The organism is Flavobacterium sp. BFFFF1 (assembly GCF_002256285.1).
GTDB lineage: Bacteria > Bacteroidota > Bacteroidia > Flavobacteriales > Flavobacteriaceae > Flavobacterium.
This window is the reverse complement of the sequence record NZ_NKJE01000009.1, coordinates 1-23817: the sequence shown is the minus strand read 5'-3', so window position 1 is coordinate 23817 and position 23817 is coordinate 1. Positions and strand designations below refer to the sequence as shown.

The 23817-nt window shown below is 43.3% G+C and carries 20 protein-coding genes and 4 tRNA genes; 23 read left to right on the top strand and 1 reads right to left on the bottom strand.

Features of this window, described 5'->3' with window-relative positions; translation table 11 throughout:
• Window positions 1-28: 28 nt before the first annotated feature.
• Window positions 29-1300, top strand: a complete 1272-nt coding sequence (locus CFE23_RS07285) for a DUF2851 family protein (protein WP_291086256.1) — start codon at window positions 29-31, stop codon at window positions 1298-1300.
• A gap of 1 nt (window position 1301) precedes the next feature.
• Here CFE23_RS07285 and CFE23_RS07280 read toward each other — a convergent pair whose 3' ends face one another.
• A complete protein-coding gene (locus CFE23_RS07280; RefSeq protein ID WP_291086254.1) occupies window positions 1302-2492 on the bottom strand; it encodes a hypothetical protein in 1191 nt (396 codons plus the stop codon).
• Between the two features lie 95 nt (window positions 2493-2587).
• Between CFE23_RS07280 and CFE23_RS07275 the strand changes: the two genes are divergently transcribed.
• The 22 genes from CFE23_RS07275 (at window position 2588) to CFE23_RS07170 (ending at window position 23717) form a co-directional block, all read left to right on the top strand.
• Entirely contained in the window at window positions 2588-2815 is a 228-nt protein-coding gene (locus tag CFE23_RS07275; RefSeq protein ID WP_291086252.1) for a PspC domain-containing protein, read from the top strand.
• 19 nt (window positions 2816-2834) lie between these two features.
• Window positions 2835-3713, top strand: coding sequence for a helix-hairpin-helix domain-containing protein (locus CFE23_RS07270; RefSeq protein WP_291086250.1), 879 nt, complete (start codon window positions 2835-2837; stop codon window positions 3711-3713).
• Window positions 3714-3744: 31 nt separating this feature from the next.
• Window positions 3745-4914 (top strand): acyl-CoA dehydrogenase family protein, encoded by a 1170-nt coding sequence (locus CFE23_RS07265; protein WP_291086248.1) that lies wholly within the window; start codon window positions 3745-3747, stop codon window positions 4912-4914.
• Window positions 4915-5328: 414 nt separating this feature from the next.
• Complete coding sequence (rpsU, locus tag CFE23_RS07260) at window positions 5329-5523, top strand: 30S ribosomal protein S21 (protein ID WP_291086246.1); 195 nt, start codon at window positions 5329-5331, stop codon at window positions 5521-5523.
• 70 nt (window positions 5524-5593) lie between these two features.
• Window positions 5594-6490 (top strand): tyrosine-type recombinase/integrase, encoded by an 897-nt coding sequence (locus tag CFE23_RS07255; RefSeq protein ID WP_291086244.1) that lies wholly within the window; start codon window positions 5594-5596, stop codon window positions 6488-6490.
• A gap of 34 nt (window positions 6491-6524) precedes the next feature.
• Window positions 6525-6827, top strand: coding sequence for a ribosome-associated translation inhibitor RaiA (gene raiA, locus CFE23_RS07250; protein WP_291086242.1), 303 nt, complete (start codon window positions 6525-6527; stop codon window positions 6825-6827).
• A 93-nt stretch (window positions 6828-6920) separates the two neighbouring features.
• A tRNA-Thr gene (locus CFE23_RS07245) sits at window positions 6921-6994 on the top strand.
• 109 nt (window positions 6995-7103) lie between these two features.
• Window positions 7104-7184, top strand: a tRNA-Tyr gene (locus tag CFE23_RS07240).
• Between the two features lie 220 nt (window positions 7185-7404).
• Window positions 7405-7476, top strand: a tRNA-Thr gene (locus CFE23_RS07235).
• Window positions 7477-7529: 53 nt separating this feature from the next.
• On the top strand, window positions 7530-8723 hold the full coding sequence (tuf, locus tag CFE23_RS07230; protein ID WP_291086240.1) for an elongation factor Tu: 1194 nt from the start codon (window positions 7530-7532) through the stop codon (window positions 8721-8723).
• 59 nt (window positions 8724-8782) lie between these two features.
• A tRNA-Trp gene (locus tag CFE23_RS07225) sits at window positions 8783-8853 on the top strand.
• An 18-nt stretch (window positions 8854-8871) separates the two neighbouring features.
• On the top strand, window positions 8872-9066 hold the full coding sequence (secE, locus tag CFE23_RS07220; protein WP_291086462.1) for a preprotein translocase subunit SecE: 195 nt from the start codon (window positions 8872-8874) through the stop codon (window positions 9064-9066).
• Between the two features lie 14 nt (window positions 9067-9080).
• On the top strand, window positions 9081-9632 hold the full coding sequence (gene nusG, locus CFE23_RS07215) for a transcription termination/antitermination protein NusG (protein ID WP_291086238.1): 552 nt from the start codon (window positions 9081-9083) through the stop codon (window positions 9630-9632).
• A 67-nt stretch (window positions 9633-9699) separates the two neighbouring features.
• Window positions 9700-10146, top strand: a complete 447-nt coding sequence (rplK, locus tag CFE23_RS07210) for a 50S ribosomal protein L11 (protein WP_291086233.1) — start codon at window positions 9700-9702, stop codon at window positions 10144-10146.
• Between the two features lie 3 nt (window positions 10147-10149).
• The gene (rplA, locus tag CFE23_RS07205) at window positions 10150-10839 is read left to right on the top strand and encodes a 50S ribosomal protein L1 (protein ID WP_291086231.1); all 690 of its coding nucleotides are present in this window, start codon (window positions 10150-10152) and stop codon (window positions 10837-10839) included.
• A gap of 19 nt (window positions 10840-10858) precedes the next feature.
• Window positions 10859-11353, top strand: a complete 495-nt coding sequence (rplJ, locus tag CFE23_RS07200; RefSeq protein ID WP_291086228.1) for a 50S ribosomal protein L10 — start codon at window positions 10859-10861, stop codon at window positions 11351-11353.
• A 67-nt stretch (window positions 11354-11420) separates the two neighbouring features.
• Window positions 11421-11792: a 50S ribosomal protein L7/L12 gene (rplL, locus tag CFE23_RS07195; RefSeq protein ID WP_291086225.1), complete on the top strand. Its 372-nt coding sequence runs from the start codon at window positions 11421-11423 to the stop codon at window positions 11790-11792.
• Between the two features lie 256 nt (window positions 11793-12048).
• Window positions 12049-15861, top strand: coding sequence for a DNA-directed RNA polymerase subunit beta (rpoB, locus tag CFE23_RS07190; RefSeq protein WP_291086223.1), 3813 nt, complete (start codon window positions 12049-12051; stop codon window positions 15859-15861).
• 113 nt (window positions 15862-15974) lie between these two features.
• Window positions 15975-20282 (top strand): DNA-directed RNA polymerase subunit beta', encoded by a 4308-nt coding sequence (rpoC, locus tag CFE23_RS07185; protein ID WP_291086220.1) that lies wholly within the window; start codon window positions 15975-15977, stop codon window positions 20280-20282.
• 3 nt (window positions 20283-20285) lie between these two features.
• Complete coding sequence (locus CFE23_RS07180; protein ID WP_291086217.1) at window positions 20286-20597, top strand: DUF3467 domain-containing protein; 312 nt, start codon at window positions 20286-20288, stop codon at window positions 20595-20597.
• 235 nt (window positions 20598-20832) lie between these two features.
• Window positions 20833-21336: a hypothetical protein gene (locus CFE23_RS07175; protein WP_291086215.1), complete on the top strand. Its 504-nt coding sequence runs from the start codon at window positions 20833-20835 to the stop codon at window positions 21334-21336.
• A gap of 20 nt (window positions 21337-21356) precedes the next feature.
• Window positions 21357-23717, top strand: a complete 2361-nt coding sequence (locus tag CFE23_RS07170; RefSeq protein ID WP_291086212.1) for a hypothetical protein — start codon at window positions 21357-21359, stop codon at window positions 23715-23717.
• The last annotated feature ends 100 nt before the right edge of the window (window positions 23718-23817 follow it).

Genomic DNA, 23817 nt, shown 5'->3' with positions numbered 1-23817 from the left:
CCATTTACTTTTTTTAAACGCCATACAGATGAAAGAAGATTTCCTGCACTATTTGTGGAGATTTAAGAAATTTCCAATGACCGGATTGAAAACGACATCCGGTGACGACCTCCAAATCCTGAATACCGGACAATATCCTGAGCTTTCCGGGCCTGATTTTTTCAATGCACAAATCATCCTGGGCCAGCAGAAATGGGCAGGAAACATCGAGATTCACCTTAAATCTTCAGACTGGTACCTACACCACCACCATCATGATGCCGCGTATGATAATGTCATTCTGCATGTGGTTTGGGAACACGATTCGGTAATTTTCCGTAAAGATCATTCGGAACTGCCTACCTTAGCACTGCGACATTACATACCTGAGGATCTCGCTGCGTCTTACCGGGAATTAATTCGCCCGAAATCCTGGATTTACTGTGAGAAACAATTGTGTTCTGTCGATCTGTTCACTATGAGGAACTGGATGGAACGCCTTTTTATAAACCGGATGGAGCGAAAATCTGAAATGATAGACGCCCTTTTAATAAAAAAATCCGCGGATTGGGAAGGCGTTTTCTTTTGCTTACTGGCAAAAAATTTTGGATTAAACACGAATGGGCAGTCTTTCCTTGAAATGGCAGAATCACTGCCGTTTGGAACCATCAGGAAAGAGCATTTTGAGGTTGAAAACCTGGAAGCCTTATTTTTTGGACGGGTTGGCCTGCTGGAAGCCGAAAAACAAGACCAGTATTTCCTGAATCTAAAATCACGGTATCATTATCTAACCCAAAAATACCGTCTCAACCACGCGGTTATTGCTCCCTTACAGTTTTTTAAACACCGCCCGGATAACTTTCCTACCATACGGCTCGCACAATTGGCGATGCTTTATCAAGCAAGGCCCGAGTTATTTTCATCGGCTGTTGAGTGTGCGGATATCGCTGAAACTAAATCACTATTCGATGTTAAGGTCTCAGACTACTGGCAAACCCATTACCAGTTCGACCGCGAGAGCCCGCCAAAAAAGAAAGCGCTAACAACATCTTTTGTCGATTTATTAATTCTCAACACATTAATACCTGTTCGATTTGCCTATGCGAAAAGGCGTGATAAGGACATTATTGAATCGCTTATTGCCTGCGCAGCATCGTTGCCGCCGGAAACGAACGCCATCGTCGATAAGTTTAAAACATATGGCCTTGAGGCACAAAATGCATTTGAATCTCAAGCTTTACTGGAATTGAAAACTGAGTATTGCAATAAAAGCAGGTGTTTGCAGTGTGCGATTGGTGCAGCACTCTTAAAACCGGGCTGATTTAAGGGGCTTTCGTCTGATATACCGCAATCCGATGTGATCGAAGTAGGTATTTTGAAAATTCAGAGTTCTTATATTGCTGGAAAATGATGGCTTGCGAGGGCTGTTTAGGCATATGGCATTCCACGCAGTCATGCTCCCAACGCTTTGCCTTAATGGTTTTCAAAGTGCCGCCGGTATGGGCGATTGTCTCATGGCAGCTGGTACAAACCGGTGCGAAATCAGCGGGCGCCTGCCGCTTATCCTGGTGCGGGTCGTGGCAGGTAGTACAAGTCATGTTCTTGCTTACGGAAAAACATTTGCTTTGTGTCAGCATGCCATATTGGTTGCCGTGCACGTCATAAGAATCATACGCTTTCTTAAGATAAAAATCGGACATTTTATCACCGGGCTTGAAGCTGAAAGTCGACTTGATTTTAACACCTTTAGTCCCGGAATGGCAGATGGCACAGGCTTCAATTTTTTGCGCATTCGTGAGCGTACTGAACTTTGTAATGAAATTAGCCGTTTTGACGTCGGGGTATTTCAGATGAAAGCTGACATGTTTCTGTGCAGGACCATGGCAACGTTCGCAGTCAATACCAAACACGATTGTTTTTGGGTCTATTGCGTCCTCATAGTCCTCAGTCATGAAATTGACCTTGTCCGATTGGCCTGTGACCAGCCTCCCACTGGAATTGGAACTGTGACAGGCATAACAATCTTTCACGACTTTACGATCAAAATAAGGTTGGGTGGACGAAAATCCGGGGCTGGTTCCCCAATTATTGACCGATTTATAGTAAGATAGAGGCAGTTCGAAAGTGTTGTGGTTGTTCCAGTAAACAGGTGTCTGAGCATTTTTTGAACCAAAAACAATGCCTACAGGATACGCTTTTTGTTCCTTTCCATTTTTATAAACCACATGAAAAACACTATCGCCGCGCTTTTCAATGGATATCTTTACATTTTGATCGTATTCAAACGTATTGTGTCCGGGAGTGAAATTCCCGAGTATATTGTCAACAGTCCCGGGAGCCGTTGCCGTGAAATGGGCGTGCATCCTTGCCGATTCAGAGGTATGTTTATGACACTGAATACAGCTTTGGGACCCGGCATAGTCGGTGCCGCGAGGGTCGATATATTCCGCATCTTTATCAGCACATCCGACAAGAGGCAGCGACAGCAAAAAAAGCAGTCCGTATTTTTTCATCACCGTAAATGTAAACTTTTTAAGATAAAAATCTAAACCCGTTCGAATGGAACACATCCCGAAAAACAGTATTTTTGTTAATCCAAATTAAAAAAATGTCAATTGTTATCCCGCTGAAGTATTTTTTCGAAAAGCATGGCTTTAATGCAGCTTCGCGGCTCGCTGATAAGCTGGGCATGCGCGCGAGCAGCGTACGGCTTTTTTTCATTTACATTTCTTTTGTCACCGCCGGACTCTGGTTCGGGGTTTACCTGACACTTGCCTTTTGGATCCGGCTTAAGGATCTGATCCGGGCGAAGCGGTCATCGGTGTTTGATCTCTGAAACTTTAAACTCCAATAATATGTTATCCACGCCATTCAGACAATTTTTTACTTTTACCACCCAACAACGTTTCGCCATCCTTTTGCTGCTTTTCGTAGTCGTCACCGGCCAATGTCTTTACTTTTTTCTCGATTTTACGCCGACAGAAATCAACTCCAAAGAAAAATTACAGTGGCTGGCCATGCAGCACGAAGTTGACTCACTGAAAAAGGAGTCGAAAAATAACGTTCCAAAAATTTATCCCTTTAACCCCAATTTCATTACGGATTTTAAGGGGTACAAACTCGGGATGTCCGTTGCGGAAATAGACAGGCTTTTGGCATATCGTAAAAAGGACTTGTATGTAAACTCTGCAGCAGAATTTCAGGATGTCACACAAATTTCAGATGGCCTATTGGCGAAGATTTCGCCGTACTTCAAGTTTCCGGATTGGGTTAAAAACAAGAAAGCGTTTCATAAAAACAACTACTTCACCGCTTCCGCAGATAAAAAAAAGTCCATCGTGGTGAAAGATATCAATCAGGCGACACAGCAGGATTTAATGGATATCTACGGCATCGGCCCCGCGCTGTCAGAGCGTATTTTAAAGGAAAAAGAGAAATTTGGCGGATTTGTTTCCATGCAGCAAATGGAATTCATCTGGGGATTGTCACCGGAAGTGATCGATCAGCTGGGGGCCCACTTTAAAATTTTATCGGTCCCGGAGATCAGGAAAATCGCCATCAATAGCGCATCGATTAAAGAACTTTCGAAAATCCCTTATCTGAATTATTACAGCGCGAAAGAAATCGTCACCTACAGAAGCATGAACGGAACGATCAAGACTGAGGATTTGATAAAAATTAAAGACTTTCCTGTTGAAAAAATAAAAATAATTGCCTTATATTTGGAATTCTAAAAAAATAGAGGAAAAAACACCGGTATATTATATGAATTCAGCATATTTTACAGAAGAACACGAGTTGTTCAGAAAGAGTTTACAGGACTTTTTAAGGACAGAAGTGTCTCCACATATTGAAAAATGGGAAAAAACAGGTACGATTGAGCGCTTCATCTGGAAAAAATTCGGAGACATGGGCTTTTTCGGCATCGCTTATCCGGAAGCTTACGGCGGAATGAACCTGGATCTGTTTTACACCGTGGTGTTTTTAGAAGAACTTCAAAAAATAAAATCTTCCGGCTTTGCAGCAGCGATGTGGGCACACGCTTATCTGGCGATGACACATCTAAATGCAGAAGGCGACGAAAGAATGAAGCAGGACTACCTGGCGCCAAGTATTCTCGGCGATAAGATTGGCGCGTTGTGTATTTCAGAACCTTTTGGAGGAAGTGATGTTGCGGGGATGCGTACGACCGCTGTAAAAAAAGGCGATAAATATATCATCAATGGGTCAAAAACCTTTATCACCAATGGTGTTTATGCCGACTATTATGTCGTAGCGGCAAAAACCAACCCGGAGTTAGGCAACAAGGGCATCAGCATGTTTCTGATAGACACCGACATCAAAGGCATCAGCGCAACGAAACTCGACAAACTGGGATGGAGGGCATCAGATACTGCGGAGATTGCGTTTGATAATGTAGAGATTCCTGCCGAAAACCTGATGGGAGAAGAAGGCAAAGGATTTCCATACATCATGCAGCATTTTGCCTTGGAACGGCTGATTATGGCCATCAACGCACACGCCAGGGCCGAATACGCCATTGAGTACACTGTGGAATATATGTCACAACGCCACGCGTTTGGCACGACCATAGACAAGTTTCAGGCATTGCGACACACGATGGTCGACCATGCCACCGAAGTGGCGCATTGTAAAGTATTCAACTATGCTGCCGTTGCCCGTTTAAACAATAAGGAATATGTAGTCAAAGAGGCGACGATGGCCAAATTAAAATCGACAAAAGTCGCCGATGAAACCATATACAACTGCCTGCAGATGCTGGGTGGCTACGGTTATATGGAAGAATATCCGCTGGCGCGCCTGCTAAGGGACAGCCGATTAGGACCAATTGGCGGCGGAACATCAGAAATCCTTAGGGAGATTTTGTCAAAAATGATCTTTGACAAGCAAAGCTACCAGCCTGCGGTGAAATAAGAAAAAAGACCGCTTTGCTGCAAGAGCCAAGACCGCTTCGCTGAAAGAAGTACAGAAAAGATAAAACTTAGTCATTTTTTGTCTTTCTTCTTTCAGCGAAGCGGTCTTGGCTCTTTTCTCTTTCTTCTGCGTGAGGGATGGCAGCGGAAATCCTTTTTTTATTTTGAAGAAGCGCTCCGACTGCGCTGAGCGCGACAAATAAAAAAGATTGCAGCGTACAGCCCGACGATGGCCTGGAAAAATTTCGGACACTTAGAGAATTTCCGGCCAGCGGCACGCCACAATCAATTAATAATTAAGAATGAATAATTAGCTAATTAATATTGCCTACTGGCGAAAAATTATTAATTATTAATTGCTAATTGTTAATTAATTTTTACCTTTGCACCCTTAACGAGAGGAGGTGTCTATATTATGTTAATTATACCAATTAAAGACGGAGAAAATATCGATAGAGCATTAAAGCGCTATAAAAGAAAGTTTGACAAGACCGGAACTGTACGCCAGTTGCGCGCAAGACAAGCATTCATCAAACCTTCTGTAACGCACAGGATGAAAATCCAGAAAGCGGCTTACATCCAGAACATGAGAGACAATCTGGAAAACTAAGCAGTTATTTCTGCAGCAATACAACCGTTAGTCAGCGAAGTTTTATACTTTTGAGGCTAGCGGTTTTTTTATGTCCAAACTTCAGCAGGCGTTCAATGATTATTTGTCAAAGGAGCGGAATTGTTCGCCCCATACCCTATTGGCTTATGCGCGTGACCTGGAATCGTTCGCTGAATTCCTAAGTGCCACTTTTGACCAGCATGATTTAACCGACGTCAATTACAGCCAGATTCGCAATTGGATCGTTTCGCTCGTGGATTCAGGAATCTCTAACAGCTCGGTGAACCGGAAAGTTTCATCACTCAAGGCCTTTTATAAATTCCTGCTCAAGACACGGGAGATTGATTCGAGTCCGTTGTTGAAGCACAAAGCCTTAAAAACACCAAAAAAACTCCAAATTCCGTTCTCCGAAAAAGAGCTAGACAACGTATTAAACCACATCCAGTATCCGGACGGATTTGAGGGCCTGCGCGACAGGCTGGTCATTGATCTTTTTTACACTACGGGAATCCGGCGGGCGGAATTGATCGGTTTAAAGACGCAGCATATTGATTTTTCCACGGGAACTATAAAAGTACTAGGCAAAAGGAATAAGGAACGCATTATCCCGATTTTGCCAATTATTTCACAACAACTCCATATCTACATAAAGGAACGCGCTAATTTAGAAGTAATTAAGGATTCCGAATATTTCTTCATTACGTTAAAAGGCATTAAAATGAACGATTCACTTGTGTATCGATTAATAAATAACTACTTTAGTAATGTCTCCGAAAAGGTAAAAAAGAGTCCGCACATCCTCAGACATACATTTGCGACCCATTTACTGAACAACGGGGCCGACCTGAATTCAGTCAAGGAATTACTTGGTCATTCCAGCCTTGCGTCGACACAAGTTTACACACACAATAGTTTGGCAGAGCTTAAGAAAGTGTATGGTGACGCGCATCCAAGGAACCAGAAGTAATCCTGACAATGTTTAACCATATAAAATTTTGATTATGAAGGTAAATGTTCATGCAGTTAACTTTACTGTTGACAGAAAACTGGTAGATTTCATTCAGGAAAGAATGGACAAACTGGAGAAGTATTATGACAAGGTGGTTTCGTCTGACGTTTTTTTGAAAGTTGAAAAAACAAGTGATAAGGAAAACAAGATAGCAGAATTGAAGATACATGTTCCTGGCGATGAATTTGTCGTCAAGAAACAGTGTAAAACTTTTGAGGAAGCGATGGACCTATCAGTAGAAGCCGCTGAAAGATTATTGGTAAAACGAAAAGAGAAAATACGAACATTTAGTTAATCTTATTTTTTTTCAAAAAAATGTTTTGATTAACAAACAAAAACATATACATTTGCAGTCCGTTAGAAATAGCGGACTTTTTTTATTGTTAATGCCGGTGTAGCTCAGTTGGCTAGAGCAGCTGATTTGTAATCAGCAGGTCGTGGGTTCGAGTCCCTCTATCGGCTCAGAAAAGTTATTTTAAATGCTGAATTGTAAATTTTAAATGGCCCGTTTTCATTCAAAATTTAACGTTTAAAATTTAAAGTAACAAGTTCATTGAATATTGAAAATACCGGGGAGATACTCAAGCGGCCAACGAGGGCAGACTGTAAATCTGCTGTGAGAACTTCGCAGGTTCGAATCCTGCTCTCCCCACAAAATTTTTGATTGAGACAACGTCGAAAGCTTTGCTTTCGTAAGTTGATGAAAGCGAAAATTTGTTAAGGGTTCCCCCCTGACGGATCACCGAGCGACAGCGAGGTAATCCTGTGGGAGTCAAATCAAATTAAGGCTTTGGAATCAAAAACCATAAGGTCTATCCTTAGGAGTTAATAAATAATTATTAATTGTCAATTGTCAATTACTAATTATATCCGCCGGTGTAGCTCAGGGGTAGAGTGCTTCCTTGGTAAGGAAGAGGTCACGGGTTCAATTCCCGTCATTGGCTCAATTTAGTATAATTGAACACTAATATATAACTAAGATTAAAAATTAAGTAAAATGGCAAAAGAGAATTTTAATCGTTCCAAACCGCACTTAAATATCGGTACTATTGGACACGTGGATCACGGGAAAACTACTTTGACTGCTGCTATTACTAAAGTAATGGCTGAAGCTGGTTTTTCTAAAACTGCTGCTAAATCTTTCGACCAGATTGATAATGCACCTGAGGAAAAAGAAAGAGGTATTACTATTAATACTTCACACGTAGAATATGAAACAGCTAACCGTCACTACGCTCACGTAGACTGTCCAGGTCACGCGGATTACGTAAAGAACATGGTTACTGGTGCTGCCCAAATGGACGGTGCTATCCTTGTGGTTGCTGCAACAGATGGTCCAATGCCACAAACACGTGAGCACATCCTTTTAGGACGTCAGGTTGGTATTCCAAGAATCGTTGTATTCATGAACAAAGTGGATATGGTTGACGATGCTGAGCTTTTAGAGCTTGTTGAAATGGAAATCCGTGACCTTTTGTCTTTCTACGAATATGATGGAGACAATGGACCAGTTATCCAGGGATCTGCTTTAGGTGGATTGAACGGAGATGCTACATGGGTTCCTAAAATTCTTGAATTGATGGAAGCGGTTGACAACTGGATCGAAGAGCCAGTTCGTGACGTAGCTAAGCCATTCCTTATGCCAGTTGAAGACGTTTTCACCATCACAGGTCGTGGAACTGTTGCAACAGGTCGTATCGAAACAGGTATCGCTAACACAGGTGATGCAGTTGAAATCATCGGTATGGGTGCAGACAAATTGACTTCTACCATTACTGGAGTTGAGATGTTCCGTAAAATCCTTGACCGTGGAGAAGCTGGAGATAACGTAGGTCTTCTTTTGAGAGGTATCGATAAAGCCGATATCAAAAGAGGTATGGTTATCATTAAGCCAGGTTCAGTTAAACCACATGCTAAATTTAAAGCAGAGGTTTATATCCTGAAAAAAGAAGAAGGTGGTCGTCACACGCCATTCCACAATAACTATCGTCCACAATTTTACGTTCGTACAACTGACGTAACAGGTATCATTTCATTGCCTGCAGGTGTAGAGATGGTTATGCCTGGGGATAACTTGACTATCGATGTAGTACTTTTAAGCCCAATCGCAATGAGCGTAGGTCTACGTTTCGCTATCCGTGAAGGTGGTAGAACAGTAGGTGCTGGTCAGGTAACTGAAATCACAGAATAATTATTCTAAACATTTTTATAGAACCAGCAGCGTCTCCCGATGCTGCTGGTTTTTAATAAACGGGCGTAGTTCAAGGGTAGAATAGCGGTCTCCAAAACCGTTGATGGGGGTTCGAATCCCTCCGCCCGTGCAATTAAAAAACAAAATTATAATGAAAGTATTCAATTATATATCAGAAGCGTTTGAAGAGTTAAAAACTAACGTAACCTGGCCGGAATGGGCAGAAGTACAACGCCTTACTGTTGTAGTTGCTGTTTTTTCTGTTTTGTTTTCCCTAGCGACATGGGGAGTTGACGAAGTTTTCGCAAAAGCATTGGCTGGATTTTTCAGCTACATTAAATAATTAATACTTTGGCGATGTCAGAAAATAATGTGAAAAAATGGTACGTTGTCAGGGCGGTAAGCGGGCAAGAGAATAAAGTAAAAAACTATATCGAGACTGAAATTAACAGGCTTGGTATGGCCGACTATATTTCTCAGGTCCTTGTGCCTACCGAAAAAATAGTACAGGTAAGAGACGGTAAAAAGATAACAAAGGACAAAGTTTATTTTCCTGGTTATGTCATGATTGAAGCCAACCTTACCGGTGAAATTCCGCACATTATCAAGTCCATAACAAGCGTTATCGGTTTTTTAGGCGAAGTTAAAAATGGTGACCCTGTGCCTTTGAGAATGTCAGAGGTAAACAGAATGCTTGGAAAAGTAGATGAATTGGCAGTGAAAACCGATTCTCATGCGATCCCATTCAATGTAGGGGAAACAGTCAAAGTCATTGACGGCCCATTCAACGGTTTCAATGGAACAGTTGAAAAAATAAATGACGAAAAGCGTAAGCTTGAGGTAATGGTGAAAATCTTCGGAAGAAAAACACCATTAGAACTTAGCTTTATGCAGGTTGAAAAAGTATAATTTGTTACACTATTATATATAACCGCATGATCCTGCTTCCACAGGGAATTGCAAATTTTTAAAAACAATGGCTAAAGAGATTAGTAAAGTAGTTAAACTACAAGTTAAGGGAGGTGCCGCGAATCCATCGCCACCGGTAGGACCTGCTCTTGGAGCTGCTGGTGTAAACATCATGGAATTCTGCAAACAATTTAATGCAAGAACCCAGGATAAAGCCGGCAAAGTATGCCCAGTGCAAATCACTGTGTATAAAGACAAATCATTCGATTTTGTCGTAAAAACTCCTCCTGCTGCTGTCCAGTTAATGGAAGCTGCAAAGCTGAAGTCCGGTTCTGGTGAACCAAACCGTAAGAAGGTTGCTAGCGTAACCTGGGACCAAATCAAAGCTATCGCTGAAGATAAGATGGCTGATTTAAATGCATTCACAATGGAGTCTGCTATGAGTATGATCGCTGGTACAGCAAGATCTATGGGTATAACTGTATCGGGAGAATCTCCTCTAAAAAAAGCTTAAGACATGGCAAAATTGACAAAAAAGCAAAAAGAGGCTGCTTCAAAGATTGAGAAGAACAAATTGTATTCTTTAAAAGATGCTTCTGCATTGGTTAAAGTAATCGCTTCTGCAAAATTTGATGAGTCTGTGGATATCGCAGTAAAATTGGGTGTAGATCCAAGAAAAGCGAATCAAATGGTAAGAGGTGTGGTTACATTGCCACACGGTACCGGTAAAGATGTAAGGGTTCTTGCCCTTGTCACTCCGGACAAAGAAGCGGAAGCTAAAGCTGCTGGTGCAGACCACGTAGGTTTAGATGATTACTTGCAAAAAATCAAAGACGGCTGGACGGATATTGATGTCATCATCACCATGCCTGCTGTAATGGGTAAATTGGGACCATTAGGACGTATCCTTGGACCAAGAGGCTTGATGCCAAACCCAAAAACCGGAACGGTTACCATGGATGTAGCGAAAGCTGTAGCTGAAGTAAAAGCCGGTAAGATTGATTTCAAAGTAGACAAAACAGGTATTGTGCACGCTGGTATTGGAAGGGTTTCTTTCAGTGCAGAGCAAATCGTGGACAATGCGCACGAAATTATTCAAACATTAATTAAACTGAAGCCAACTGCGGCAAAAGGACAATACATCAAAAGCATTCACTTGTCAAGTACAATGAGTCCTGCGATTGCCCTTGATTCCAAAGCAGTATAAGCAGTAAAAAATTTTTAATATGACTAGAGAAGAAAAATCAATCGCAATTGAAAATTTAACTGCACAGTTAGCCGGTAGCAATACCGTGTATATGGCAGATATTTCAGGACTGGATGCTGAAACGACTTCGAACCTGAGAAGGGCTTGCTTTAAAGCCGGAATCAAATTGGAGGTAGTAAAAAACACTTTGCTTGAAAAAGCAATGGAAGCATCAGACAACAACTACGGAGACCTGGCTACCATTTTAAAAGGAAACACCTCGATCCTTCTTTCAGAAACTGCTAACGCACCTGCAAAGATCATCAAGGAATTCCGTAAAAAATCGGACAAACCAATCCTCAAAGGAGCTTACATTAATTCCGAAATCTATATCGGTGACAACTTATTGGAATCATTGGCATCATTGAAATCCAAAGAAGAAGTTATCGGCGAAATCATCGGATTGCTTCAGTCACCTGCTCAAAGAGTTATTTCAGCTCTTAAGAACCAGTTTAAAGACGAAGAAGCAGCTTAATTTAAGCCCATTAATAAGCGCACAATAATAAATTATATTTTACAAATCATTTTAAACGATAGAAAAAATGGCAGATTTGAAACAATTCGCAGAACAATTAGTTAACCTTACAGTTAAAGAAGTTAACGACTTAGCTACAATATTAAAAGACGAATACGGAATTGAGCCTGCTGCTGCTGCAGTAGTAGTTTCTGGTGGTGGTGGCGAAGCTGCTGCTGAAGAAGCTCAGACAGAATTCAACGTAATCCTTAAAGATGCAGGTGCTTCTAAATTAGCAGTAGTTAAATTGGTAAAAGAACTTACCGGTTTAGGTCTTAAAGAAGCTAAAGAAGTAGTTGACAGCGCTCCAAGTGCAGTGAAAGAAGGTGTTTCTAAAGAAGAGGCTGAAGGCCTGAAAAAAGCTTTAGAAGAAGCCGGAGCTGTGGTTGAGCTTAAATAGTACAACTCGGTTTTGAAAACTAGGTTTAGGTCTTGGATACGCATCCAAAGACCTAAACCATTTTTCGTATAATAAAATTATATCCAGTTTTATTATCCTTTTAAGTAAAAACGAAAAAGCTTTTAATCAATACGAAGAAAGAAATAAGCTCCTTACTTGGCTTATTTTTAAAGATGTGTTGATCATAAAAAGAAAGTACGGATTCCAAGTGTTCACACAAAAAATTACTTTTTTTTAATCAAAATTTTGTCCATTGATGATAACAAATCAGACTGAAAGATTGAATTTTGCCTCGACCAAAAATATCCCGGACTATCCGGATTTCCTTGATATTCAGGTCAAATCCTTTAAAGATTTCTTCCAACTGGAAACCAAATCCGACGAAAGAGGCAACGAAGGGCTTTATAACACCTTCATGGAAAACTTTCCAATCACTGACACCAGAAACCAATTCGTACTGGAGTTCCTTGATTATTTTGTTGATCCGCCACGTTATACCATTCAGGAATGTATTGAGCGAGGACTGACTTACAGTGTGCCTTTAAAAGCAAGGCTGAAACTGTATTGTACAGATCCGGAGCATGAGGATTTTGAAACTATTGTACAGGATGTGTACCTCGGTACTATTCCTTATATGACACCAAGCGGCACATTTGTTATCAACGGTGCTGAACGTGTGGTTGTATCCCAACTGCACAGATCACCGGGTGTTTTCTTTGGACAATCGTTCCACGCCAATGGAACCAAATTGTATTCAGCCCGTGTCATCCCTTTCAAAGGATCATGGATTGAATTCGCAACCGATATCAACAGCGTCATGTACGCGTATATCGACCGTAAGAAAAAATTACCTGTAACCACTTTATTCCGCGCCATCGGATTCGAAAGAGACAAGGATATCCTTGAAATCTTCGACCTTGCTGAGGAAATCAAAGTGTCTAAAACAGGCCTTAAAAAATATATCGGAAGGAAATTAGCGGCACGTGTATTAAACACGTGGCATGAGGATTTCGTGGACGAGGATACCGGCGAGGTAGTTTCTATTGAGCGTAACGAGATCATCCTTGACCGTGATACGATTATCGACAAAGATAACGTAGAGGAAATCATCGAGGCTAATGTCAAATCGATCCTTTTGCATAAGGAAGACGCGAATCAGGCTGATTATGCGATCATCCACAACACACTGCAAAAAGACCCGACAAACTCTGAAAAAGAAGCCGTTGAGCACATCTACCGTCAGCTGCGTAATGCAGAACCACCTGATGAGGAAACCGCTCGTGGTATCATCGATAAATTGTTCTTCTCCGACCAACGCTACAACTTAGGTGAAGTAGGCCGTTACAGGATGAACAAAAAACTGAACCTTGATATCCCAATGGAGAAGCAGGTGCTTACCAAAGAAGATATCATCACCATCGTAAAATACCTGATCGAACTGATCAACTCTAAAGCAGAGATTGATGATATCGATCACTTGTCTAACCGTCGTGTACGTACTGTTGGTGAACAACTTTCAGCACAGTTCGGCGTTGGATTGGCGCGTATGGCACGTACAATCCGTGAAAGAATGAACGTTCGTGACAACGAGGTGTTCACTCCTATCGATTTGATCAATGCCAAAACATTGTCGTCGGTAATCAACTCTTTCTTCGGAACAAACCAGTTGTCTCAGTTTATGGACCAAACGAATCCATTGGCCGAGATTACGCACAAAAGAAGATTGTCTGCCCTTGGACCTGGTGGTCTTTCCCGTGAAAGAGCCGGATTTGAGGTACGTGACGTTCACTATACACACTACGGCCGTTTATGCCCGATTGAAACGCCTGAGGGACCAAACATCGGTTTGATTTCTTCGCTTGGTGTTTATGCGAAAGTAAACGGAATGGGCTTTATCGAAACGCCTTACCGTAAAGTGACGAATGGTAAAATCGACATCAATTCTGAACCGATTTACCTCAGCGCTGAAGAAGAAGAAGGCAAATTGATTTCGCAGGCCAACATTGAAGTGGGTGCTGACGGAACCATCCTTGCTGATAAAGTTATTGCCCGTGAGGAAGGTGACTTCCCGGTTGTTGATCCGCACAGGATTGATTATGCCGATGTGGCGCCAAACCAAATCGCTTCGATCTCCGCTTCCTTGATTCCGTTTTTGGAGCATGATGATGCGAACCGTGCGTTGATGGGGTCAAACATGATGCGTCAGGCCGTACCATTGTTACGCCCTGAAGCCCCAATCGTTGGAACAGGTTTGGAAAGACAGGTCGCTTCTGATTCGCGTGTTTTGATCAATGCGGAAGGCCACGGAACCGTAGAATATGTTGATGCGAATATCATCACCATTAAATACGACCGTACGGAAGAAGAAAGAATGGTAAGCTTTGACACGGATGAGAAGACGTATAATCTGATCAAATTCCGGAAAACGAACCAAAGTACCTCTATCAACCTGAAACCAATCGTAAGAAAAGGCGACCGCGTGATTCCCGGACAAGTACTTTCTGAAGGTTATGCTACCCAAAACGGAGAGCTTGCCTTGGGAAGAAACCTTAAAGTGGCGTTCATGCCATGGAAAGGATACAACTTCGAGGATGCGATCGTAATTTCTGAAAAAGTAGTTCGCGACGACATCTTTACTTCTATCCACATCGATGATTATTCATTGGATGTACGTGATACGAAATTGGGTAACGAAGAGTTGACCAATGACATCCCGAACGTTTCTGAAGAGGCGACGAAAGACCTTGATGAAAACGGTATGATCCGTATCGGTGCTGAAGTAAAACCTGGCGATATCCTTATCGGAAAGATTACTCCAAAAGGAGAATCAGATCCAACACCAGAGGAAAAACTGCTTCGTGCGATCTTCGGTGATAAAGCCGGCGATGTAAAAGATGCGTCATTGAAAGCTTCTCCATCGTTGCATGGAGTCGTATTAGACAAAAAACTGTTCGCAAGAGCAGTAAAAGATAAAAGAAAACGCACCAAAGACAAGGATGATTTGGGATCCCTTGAAATGGAATTCGAAACCAAATTTGTCGAATTAAAAGACAAACTGGTTGACAAATTATTCCTGATTGTTAATGGTAAGACTTCTCAGGGTGTGATGAATGATCTGGGCGAAGAAGTACTGCCAAAAGGCAAGAAATATACCCAGAAAATGCTGAACGCAGTGGAAGATTTCGCCCACTTAAGCAAAGGACAGTGGGTTGCAGATGAGGAAACCAATAAAATGGTAAACGACCTGATCCACAACTACAAAATCAAACTGAATGACCTTCAGGGTGCTTTAAGAAGAGAGAAATTCACAATTACCGTAGGTGATGAATTGCCTGCAGGTATCCTGAAACTGGCTAAAGTTTACATCGCTAAGAAACGTAAACTTAAAGTGGGAGATAAAATGGCGGGACGTCACGGTAACAAAGGTATTGTTGCCCGTATCGTTCGTCACGAAGACATGCCGTTCCTCGAAGATGGAACGCCTGTAGATATCGTATTGAACCCACTGGGTGTACCATCGCGTATGAACATTGGTCAGATCTATGAAACCGTATTGGGTTGGGCAGGTCAAAACCTGGGCAGGAAATTTGCAACACCGATTTTCGATGGCGCGACACTTGACCAGATCAACGAATTGACTGACGAGGCCGGAATTCCGCGTTTTGGCCATACTTACCTGTACGATGGAGGAACCGGAGAGCGTTTCCACCAGCCTGCAACCGTCGGTGTGATCTACATGCTGAAATTAGGACACATGGTTGATGATAAGATGCACGCACGTTCTATCGGACCGTACTCATTGATTACGCAGCAACCTCTTGGCGGTAAAGCGCAATTCGGTGGACAGCGTTTCGGAGAGATGGAGGTTTGGGCACTAGAGGCTTATGGCGCTTCCAGCACACTTCGTGAAATCCTGACTGTGAAATCAGATGACGTGATCGGTAGAGCCAAAACTTACGAGGCCATCGTAAAAGGCGAAACCATGCCGGAACCAGGACTTCCTGAGTCGTTTAATGTATTGATGCACGAATTGAAAGGTCTTGGCCTTGACATTCGTTTGGAGGAATAAATACAGCATTTAGCATTCAGCTATCAGCTATCAGTACTAAACTGAATGCTGAAAGCTAATCGCTAAAAGCTATAAAACGTTTTCAATTATCAAAAAAATCAATAGTAAAAACTATGATGAATAATAGAAATAATAAAGATAAAAATCAAATCAAAAGGTTCGATAAAATCTCTATTGGTCTTGCTTCGCCGGAATCAATCCTGGCAGAGTCAAGAGGTGAGGTTCTAAAACCTGAAACCATTAACTACAGAACGCACAAGCCGGAACGCGATGGTCTTTTCTGCGAAAGGATTTTCGGACCTGTAAAGGATTTCGAATGCGCCTGTGGTAAATATAAAAGGATTCGTTACAAAGGCATCGTATGCGACCGCTGTGGTGTTGAAGTAACTGAGAAAAAAGTACGTCGTGACCGTGTCGGGCATATCAACCTTGTCGTGCCAATCGCACACATCTGGTACTTCCGTTCACTTCCAAACAAAATTGGATACATCCTGGGCTTGCCATCTAAGAAATTAGACATGATCATTTACTACGAAAGATATGTAGTGATCCAGGCCGGTATTGCAAAAAATGCTGAAGGCGATAATATCCAAAGGTTAGACTTCTTAACCGAAGAGGAATACCTGAATATTTTAGACAGCCTTCCGCAGGAAAACCAATATCTTGATGACAATGACCCGAATAAATTCATCGCCAAAATGGGTGCTGAATGTATCATGGACCTGTTGGCCAGAATTGACCTTGATGCCCTTTCTTATGAATTGCGTCACTCGGCAAATAATGAAACGTCTAAACAACGTAAAACGGAAGCTTTAAAAAGGCTTCAGGTTGTGGAATCTTTCCGTGAATCTAACGAGAACCGCGAAAACCGTCCGGAATGGATGATTATGAAAGTGGTTCCTGTGATCCCGCCGGAATTGCGTCCGCTGGTGCCGCTTGATGGTGGCCGTTTCGCTACATCGGATTTGAATGACCTTTACCGTCGTGTAATCATCCGTAACAACCGTTTGAAGCGTCTGATGGAGATTAAAGCTCCTGAAGTAATCCTTCGTAACGAAAAACGTATGTTGCAGGAATCGGTAGACTCGTTATTCGATAACACCAGGAAAGCTTCTGCCGTTAAGACCGAATCAAACCGTCCGTTGAAATCGCTTTCTGATTCCTTAAAAGGAAAACAAGGGCGTTTCCGTCAGAACTTACTTGGAAAACGTGTCGATTATTCTGCACGTTCGGTAATCGTCGTGGGACCTGAATTGAAATTATTCGAATGCGGTCTGCCAAAAGATATGGCTGCTGAGCTATACAAACCGTTCGTCATTAGGAAACTGATTGAGCGTGGTATTGTGAAAACAGTAAAATCCGCTAAGAAAATCATAGACAAAAAAGAGCCTGTAGTATGGGACATCCTTGAAAATGTAATCAAAGGACATCCCGTATTGCTAAACCGTGCTCCTACCCTTCACCGTTTGGGTATCCAGGCGTTCCAGCCAAAACTGATTGAAGGTAAAGCGATCCAGCTTCACCCATTGGTTTGTACGGCGTTCAACGCGGATTTCGATGGTGACCAGATGGCGGTACACTTGCCACTTGGACCGGAAGCGATCCTGGAAGCACAGCTTTTGATGCTTGCCTCACACAACATCCTTAACCCTGCCAACGGAGCGCCAATCACGGTTCCTTCTCAGGATATGGTTTTGGGTCTGTATTATATGACCAAAGAACGTTTGTCTACTCCGGAGCATAAGATTTTAGGTGAAGGCCTGACTTTCTATTCTGCCGAAGAAGTAAACATTGCCTTAAACGAAGGCCGTCTGGAATTGAACGCAAGGGTGAAAATCCGCGCGAAAGATTTCAACGAAAACGGGGAATTGGTATACAAAGTAATCCAGACCACTGCAGGCCGTGTATTGTTTAACGAAGTAGTACCGGAAGCAGCAGGATATATCAATGATGTACTTACCAAGAAAAATCTTCGTGATATCATCGGGCACATTTTAAGTGTGACCAATGTACCAACGACAGCAGCTTTCCTTGATGAGATGAAAGATATGGGCTACAAATTCGCTTTCAAAGGCGGATTGTCATTCAGCCTTGGTGATATCAAGATTCCTGAGCAAAAACAGGACTTAATCACTGACGCTAACGAACAGGTTGATGGTATCCTTGCGAACTATAACATGGGTCTTATCACCAATAACGAGCGTTACAACCAGGTAATTGACGTTTGGACCTCAACAAATGCCTTACTTACTGAATTGGCCATGAAAAATATCCGTGAAGACCAACAGGGCTTCAACTCGGTATACATGATGCTTGATTCAGGAGCAAGGGGTTCCAAAGAGCAAATCCGTCAGTTAACCGGTATGCGTGGTTTGATGGCGAAGCCTAAAAAATCTACTGCCGGTGGTGGTGAGATTATTGAAAACCCGATCCTTTCCAACTTTAAGGAAGGTCTTTCGATCCTTGAATACTTTATCTCTACGCACGGTGCCCGTAAAGGTCTTGCCGATACCGCCCTTAAGACTGCGGATGCCGGTTACCTTACAAGAAGGCTCCATGACGTATCCCAGGATGTTATCGTAAATCTTACAGATTGTGGTACGCTAAGGGGTGTCGAAGTTTCTGCCTTGAAAAAGAATGAGGAAATCGTTGAATCATTAGGGGAAAGAATCCTTGGCCGTGTGGCGTTGCAGGATGTCGTAAACCCATTGACAAACGAAATCATCGTTGAAGCCGGAAAACAAATCACTGAAGCGGAAATGAGGATCATCGAAGCTTCTCCAATCGAAAGAGTGGAAGTACGTTCTCCTTTGACCTGTGAAGCTATTAAAGGTATCTGTGCAAAATGTTACGGAAGAAACCTTGCTACCGGAAAAATGACCCAAAGAGGTGAAGCTGTCGGTGTAATCGCTGCGCAGTCCATCGGTGAGCCTGGTACACAGCTGACACTTCGTACCTTCCACGTAGGTGGTGTGGCCGGAGGAATCTCTGAAGAATCAAGTATCGTGGTTCGTTTCAACGGACGTCTTGAGATCGAAGATCTTAAAACAGTTAAAGGTGAGGACAATGAAGGAAATACCGTTGATATCGTTGTTTCACGTTCTACGGAATTGAAACTGATCGACGAGAAAACCGGAATTGTTTTAAATACACACAATATCCCTTACGGTTCAAGCATCTTTGTAAAAGACGGACAGTCTGTTAAGAAAGGTGACATCATCTGTAAATGGGATCCATATAACGGTGTTATTATTTCTGAGTTTACCGGAAAAATCGCTTACGAAGATTTAGAGCAAGGACAATCGTTCGTTGTTGAAATCGATGAGCAGACCGGATTCCAGGAAAAAGTAATCTCTGAAGGAAGAAACAAGAAATTGATTCCTACCTTATTGATCTACGGAAAAGACAATGAATTGATCCGTTCTTATAACTTACCAGTGGGTGCCCACCTTATGGTTGATGACGGCGAGAAGATTAAAGCTGGAAAAATCCTTGTGAAGATTCCACGCCGCTCTTCTAAAGCTGGAGATATCACCGGAGGTCTGCCAAGGATTACCGAGCTTCTTGAGGCACGTAACCCTTCGAACCCAGCGGTAGTTTCAGAAATCGACGGTGTTGTTACATTCGGAAAAATCAAAAGAGGTAACCGTGAAATCGTCATCGAATCTAAATTTGGTGAGATTAAAAAGTACCTTGTTAAATTGTCAAGCCAGATCTTAGTACAGGAAAATGACTTCATCCGTGCGGGTGTACCATTGTCAGACGGAGCCATTACTCCGGAAGATATCCTTAGAATTCAGGGACCAGCAGCAGTGCAACAATACCTTGTGAATGAAATCCAGGAAGTGTACCGTCTGCAAGGGGTGAAAATCAACGACAAGCACTTTGAAGTTGTGATCCGCCAGATGATGCGTAAAGTTCAGGTTCAGGATCCGGGAGACACATTGTTCCTTGAAGACCAATTGATCCACACGAAAGACTTTATCGTTGAAAATGATAAGCTTTACGGAATGAAAGTGGTTGAGGATGCCGGTGATTCTGATAACCTGAAACCAGGACAGATTATTTCGCCACGTCAATTGCGTGATGAAAACTCGATCCTGAAACGTACAGATAAAAACCTTGTTACAGCGCGTGACGTGATCACCGCTACAGCAACGCCTGTACTGCAAGGTATCACAAGAGCATCGCTTCAGACCAAATCATTCATCTCTGCCGCATCGTTCCAGGAAACTACAAAAGTACTGAACGAAGCTGCCGTAGCCGGAAAAGTAGATTATTTAGAAGGATTGAAAGAGAATGTTATCGTAGGACACAGAATCCCTGCCGGAACCGGTATGAGAGAATACGACAATACGATTGTAGGCTCTAAGGAAGATTTCAACGAAATGATGGCTGCTAAAGAAGAATACAACTATTAAGATATGAGTGATAACAATCAACCAGCCGGACAGATCAATATAGAATTGGACGAGAAAACAGCGGAAGGAATTTATTCCAACCTTGCGATTATCAATCATTCTGCTTCAGAGTTTGTTTTAGACTTCGTATGCATCATGCCGGGTACACCAAAAGCAAAGGTAAAATCGAGAATTGTCCTGACGCCACAACATGCCAAAAGGCTGCTGAAAGCGATGGGAGAAAACATCCACCGATTTGAATCTGCCCACGGCGAAATTAAGGACACGGAACAACCTCCGATCCCATTGAACTTTGGCCCAACAGGGCAAGCGTAATAAGAAGAAAGCCTCCCAAATTTGGGAGGTTTTTTTTTGACACAAAATGATATCACATAGCATTCACAACAGTTTTTACCTGGTTATCAGGAGTTTTGAAACCGAAGACGCTTATCGACTTCGCAAAAAAAGTAATCAAAAAATCGTTTTCGTAGTCAAAAATGCTTTGTAATTGATGTTAACATATTTATATTTACCCCTTCATTATTTTTTATCAGGAAATATTTTACAATAAATGAGGGGAAAAATACACACCACCAGGAAATTATTGTGCTGCTTAGGATTGATACTATCCGGCTTATTTTTTAGCTACGCCCAACCAACAGTCCTTGGAACACAACTGGCCAACGGCAATTACAGCGCTTATGACCTCGCTGATCGCGGCGGAGTCCGTTTCGTCAGGATACAGGCCACCTCGGCCGGACTATCGGGAACCCGCAGTTGGGAGTTTGCACGGGGTACTGCCTCCAATGCCGACTACAGCACCAACTGGCGACCCTACAGCACCGTTTCTGCCATAGCGCTAAACACGTACATAAACCCTTCCAATACAGAGGCCTCAGCAAGGTACAATACCGGATTTGGTGGATCGAAAGGTTCACTTCCCGCCATCACACTAAGTAGCTACTACACCGTCAATATTGGTAAGAACAGTACTGCCGATAACTTCATGTCAGTGCTCTCAACTACGTATAACCCAAAAACATTACCTCGGTTTCCCAAAACCCATCCACAGTAGCCAATGGGCAGCCTGTTGTCGTGACGATCAACCTCTCAGCGAATTTGTCGTCAGGAGAATACGCCTATCTGCGGTACTCCACCGACAATTTTGCCACCTCCAATGTTGTCGCTATACCGACCAGTGGAACGGCCGGATTCGCGACCATCCCGGGCTCGGCGAATCTTCAGGGGGCGAATGTGGCTTACTATGTTTTTACTTCAAATCAATCCACGGCACCCACCCACACCACTGCAGACTACTTTACCCTCAACTCCTACAACAGTGGTGGGCAAAATGTCAACGCGGCGAACTTCACCTATACCGTTTCGAACCCAAGTCCGACCTATGTATGGAACAAAACTGGCACGGCAGACTGGACCATCCCAACAAACTGGACACCGTCAAGGACGATTGTCGGTACTGCCGACCTGCTGGTGTTCAATAATGGAGCAACATGTTCGGTTAGTAGTGTCGCATCCGAAACGATTGCAGGGTTGAGTGTGGCCTCCAATACGAATGTAACATTTACTTCGGGCGCAAACCTCACCATTTCAAATGGGGTCAATGGAGCTGACTTTACGGTAGACGCGAGTTCCCAGTGGAACGTCTTGACCACAAGTACTTTTAAGCTAATATTAGCCAGTGGTGCCACCGGCAGCGTGTCGGGCGCTATCAACTTCAAAGGGAATGGAATCGATACCGACCAGTCGATCACACCGACAGACGCCAACAGTCTGACATTCAACAACGGAAGCACATTTACACAAGATCTCAATAGCACAGGCAATGCCTTTGGTTCGACGGGTACGGCCAACGCTGTGGTTTTTAGCAATGGTGCCACTTTTATCCAAAAAGCGGGATCGAATCCGTTTGCACTGCAAGCGCCCTCTTCCAGGGTTGTTTTTAATCCCGGTAGTCTTTTCAACCTGGCAGTCGCCCAGGCACCCTCCTTCGCAGGACGCACTTACGGTAACTTTCAATATACCGGAACAGGCACAGCGTCCGTCTCCGGCGGAAGCAGCTTTACCGTTTATGACCTAACTGTTTCCGCGTCGACGCTTACTTTCGATGTGACAGCCGGTGGCAATATAAAAGGAAATATTACTGTTGTCAGTGGTGCAACACTGAACATGACCTCAACGAGCCCGCCCTTCAATTTAAATGGCTCTGCCCCCCAAACCATTACCGTCAACGGGACAATGCGTTTGCCTTCAGGCAGCCCGATGACTGTAGCATCAGGAAGTACGGTAAACCTAACTCCCGGGACTGCAATTATTGGAGACGGGATATTTAATGTAGCATCCGGTGCGACGCTGGGTATCGGCTCCACCGCAGGTATCAGTTCGAGTGGCAATTCAGGAAACATACAAACCACCAACCGAAACTTCAGTACCGGTGCCAACTATGTCTATAACGGCAGTGCCAACCAGATTACAGGAACGGGACTTCCAGCAACAGTCAGCAACTTGGCAATCAATAATTCCGGCGCAAGCGGAGCCAATACAGTCACACTGACAAACGCAGTCACCAGCTCGACGCTCGCATTGACGGCTGGTCAACTTGAACTCAACAACAAAATACTTACGGTAGCTTCGGGTGGTTCAGTAACTGCGGCCTCAGGGAACTTTATGGCGACCCCAGGACGGGTTAATTTTGCAGGGACAGGAACCGTAAGCGGCACAGTGAACTTTCCTGATGTAACCCTGGCCGGCGGTGTCAATTTCGGACCGGCTTCCAATATAAACGGTTCATTGCAAATCAACAGCGGTGGGTTTGTCAACACCAATGCGCCCACCTTTGGTTCCGCATCCACGCTTATCTACAACACGGGCGGGGTATACGCAAGAGGGAACGAATGGTCGGCAGGCAGCGGAAAAGGCTATCCCAACCATGTACAGTTGAGTAATGCCACAACCCTCGACCCAGGCGGGACCACTGCGACGGGTACCGTGTTCACCATGGCCGGCAACCTGACAGTGGGTGCGGGATCTTCGTTATATATGGATTACTCCGGGCATAACATGACTGTTCCGTTAACTATCAATGGTGATTTGAACCTAAACGGGAACCTGTCGGCATCCGGTGTAAACGGTGGCGATGTCATTATCAAAGGGAACTGGAACCGTGTTGGGTCGTTTGCACCGAACAACCGCGCAGTATTTTTCCAGGGATCTAATGCCCAAACGATGACAGGAATCACCACTTTTGATTATGTGCTTATCGACAAATCAGGTGGCAATTTGACGTTGGCCAATAATATGGTATGTAACAAAACCTTAAGCTTTACCGCTTCTAATGTAGCCAATATCAATACCGCCAACAACACGGTACAGATCAACCCGTCGGGAAATGTCAACCGTTTGAGCGGATGGGTCAATGGTAATTTGATTTCTACGTAAACGGTAAAGTTACCGTTAGCGCAGGTTCATTGACTTTTGAGGATGGCTCTGACCTTGTTCAGACCCTTAACGTTGCCAACCAGGGCAATATCGCTTACAA

Bases quoted from the DNA above. Each gene is read 5' to 3' on its own strand.
- rpoC (WP_291086220.1), top strand. From the start codon at position 15,975: ATGATGAATAATAGAAATAATAAAGATAAAAATCAAATCAAAAGGTTC.
- CFE23_RS07265 (WP_291086248.1), top strand. From the start codon at position 3,745: ATGAATTCAGCATATTTTACAGAAGAACACGAGTTGTTCAGAAAGAGT.
- rpsU (WP_291086246.1), top strand. From the start codon at position 5,329: ATGTTAATTATACCAATTAAAGACGGAGAAAATATCGATAGAGCATTA.
- CFE23_RS07285 (WP_291086256.1), top strand. From the start codon at position 29: ATGAAAGAAGATTTCCTGCACTATTTGTGGAGATTTAAGAAATTTCCA.
- rplJ (WP_291086228.1), top strand. From the start codon at position 10,859: ATGACTAGAGAAGAAAAATCAATCGCAATTGAAAATTTAACTGCACAG.
- rplA (WP_291086231.1), top strand. From the start codon at position 10,150: ATGGCAAAATTGACAAAAAAGCAAAAAGAGGCTGCTTCAAAGATTGAG.
- CFE23_RS07280 (WP_291086254.1), bottom strand. From the start codon at position 2,492: ATGAAAAAATACGGACTGCTTTTTTTGCTGTCGCTGCCTCTTGTCGGA.
- nusG (WP_291086238.1), top strand. From the start codon at position 9,081: ATGTCAGAAAATAATGTGAAAAAATGGTACGTTGTCAGGGCGGTAAGC.
- CFE23_RS07175 (WP_291086215.1), top strand. From the start codon at position 20,833: ATGAGGGGAAAAATACACACCACCAGGAAATTATTGTGCTGCTTAGGA.
- CFE23_RS07270 (WP_291086250.1), top strand. From the start codon at position 2,835: ATGTTATCCACGCCATTCAGACAATTTTTTACTTTTACCACCCAACAA.
- tuf (WP_291086240.1), top strand. From the start codon at position 7,530: ATGGCAAAAGAGAATTTTAATCGTTCCAAACCGCACTTAAATATCGGT.
- CFE23_RS07275 (WP_291086252.1), top strand. From the start codon at position 2,588: ATGTCAATTGTTATCCCGCTGAAGTATTTTTTCGAAAAGCATGGCTTT.
- CFE23_RS07255 (WP_291086244.1), top strand. From the start codon at position 5,594: ATGTCCAAACTTCAGCAGGCGTTCAATGATTATTTGTCAAAGGAGCGG.
- rpoB (WP_291086223.1), top strand. From the start codon at position 12,049: ATGATAACAAATCAGACTGAAAGATTGAATTTTGCCTCGACCAAAAAT.
- raiA (WP_291086242.1), top strand. From the start codon at position 6,525: ATGAAGGTAAATGTTCATGCAGTTAACTTTACTGTTGACAGAAAACTG.
- CFE23_RS07180 (WP_291086217.1), top strand. From the start codon at position 20,286: ATGAGTGATAACAATCAACCAGCCGGACAGATCAATATAGAATTGGAC.
- rplK (WP_291086233.1), top strand. From the start codon at position 9,700: ATGGCTAAAGAGATTAGTAAAGTAGTTAAACTACAAGTTAAGGGAGGT.
- rplL (WP_291086225.1), top strand. From the start codon at position 11,421: ATGGCAGATTTGAAACAATTCGCAGAACAATTAGTTAACCTTACAGTT.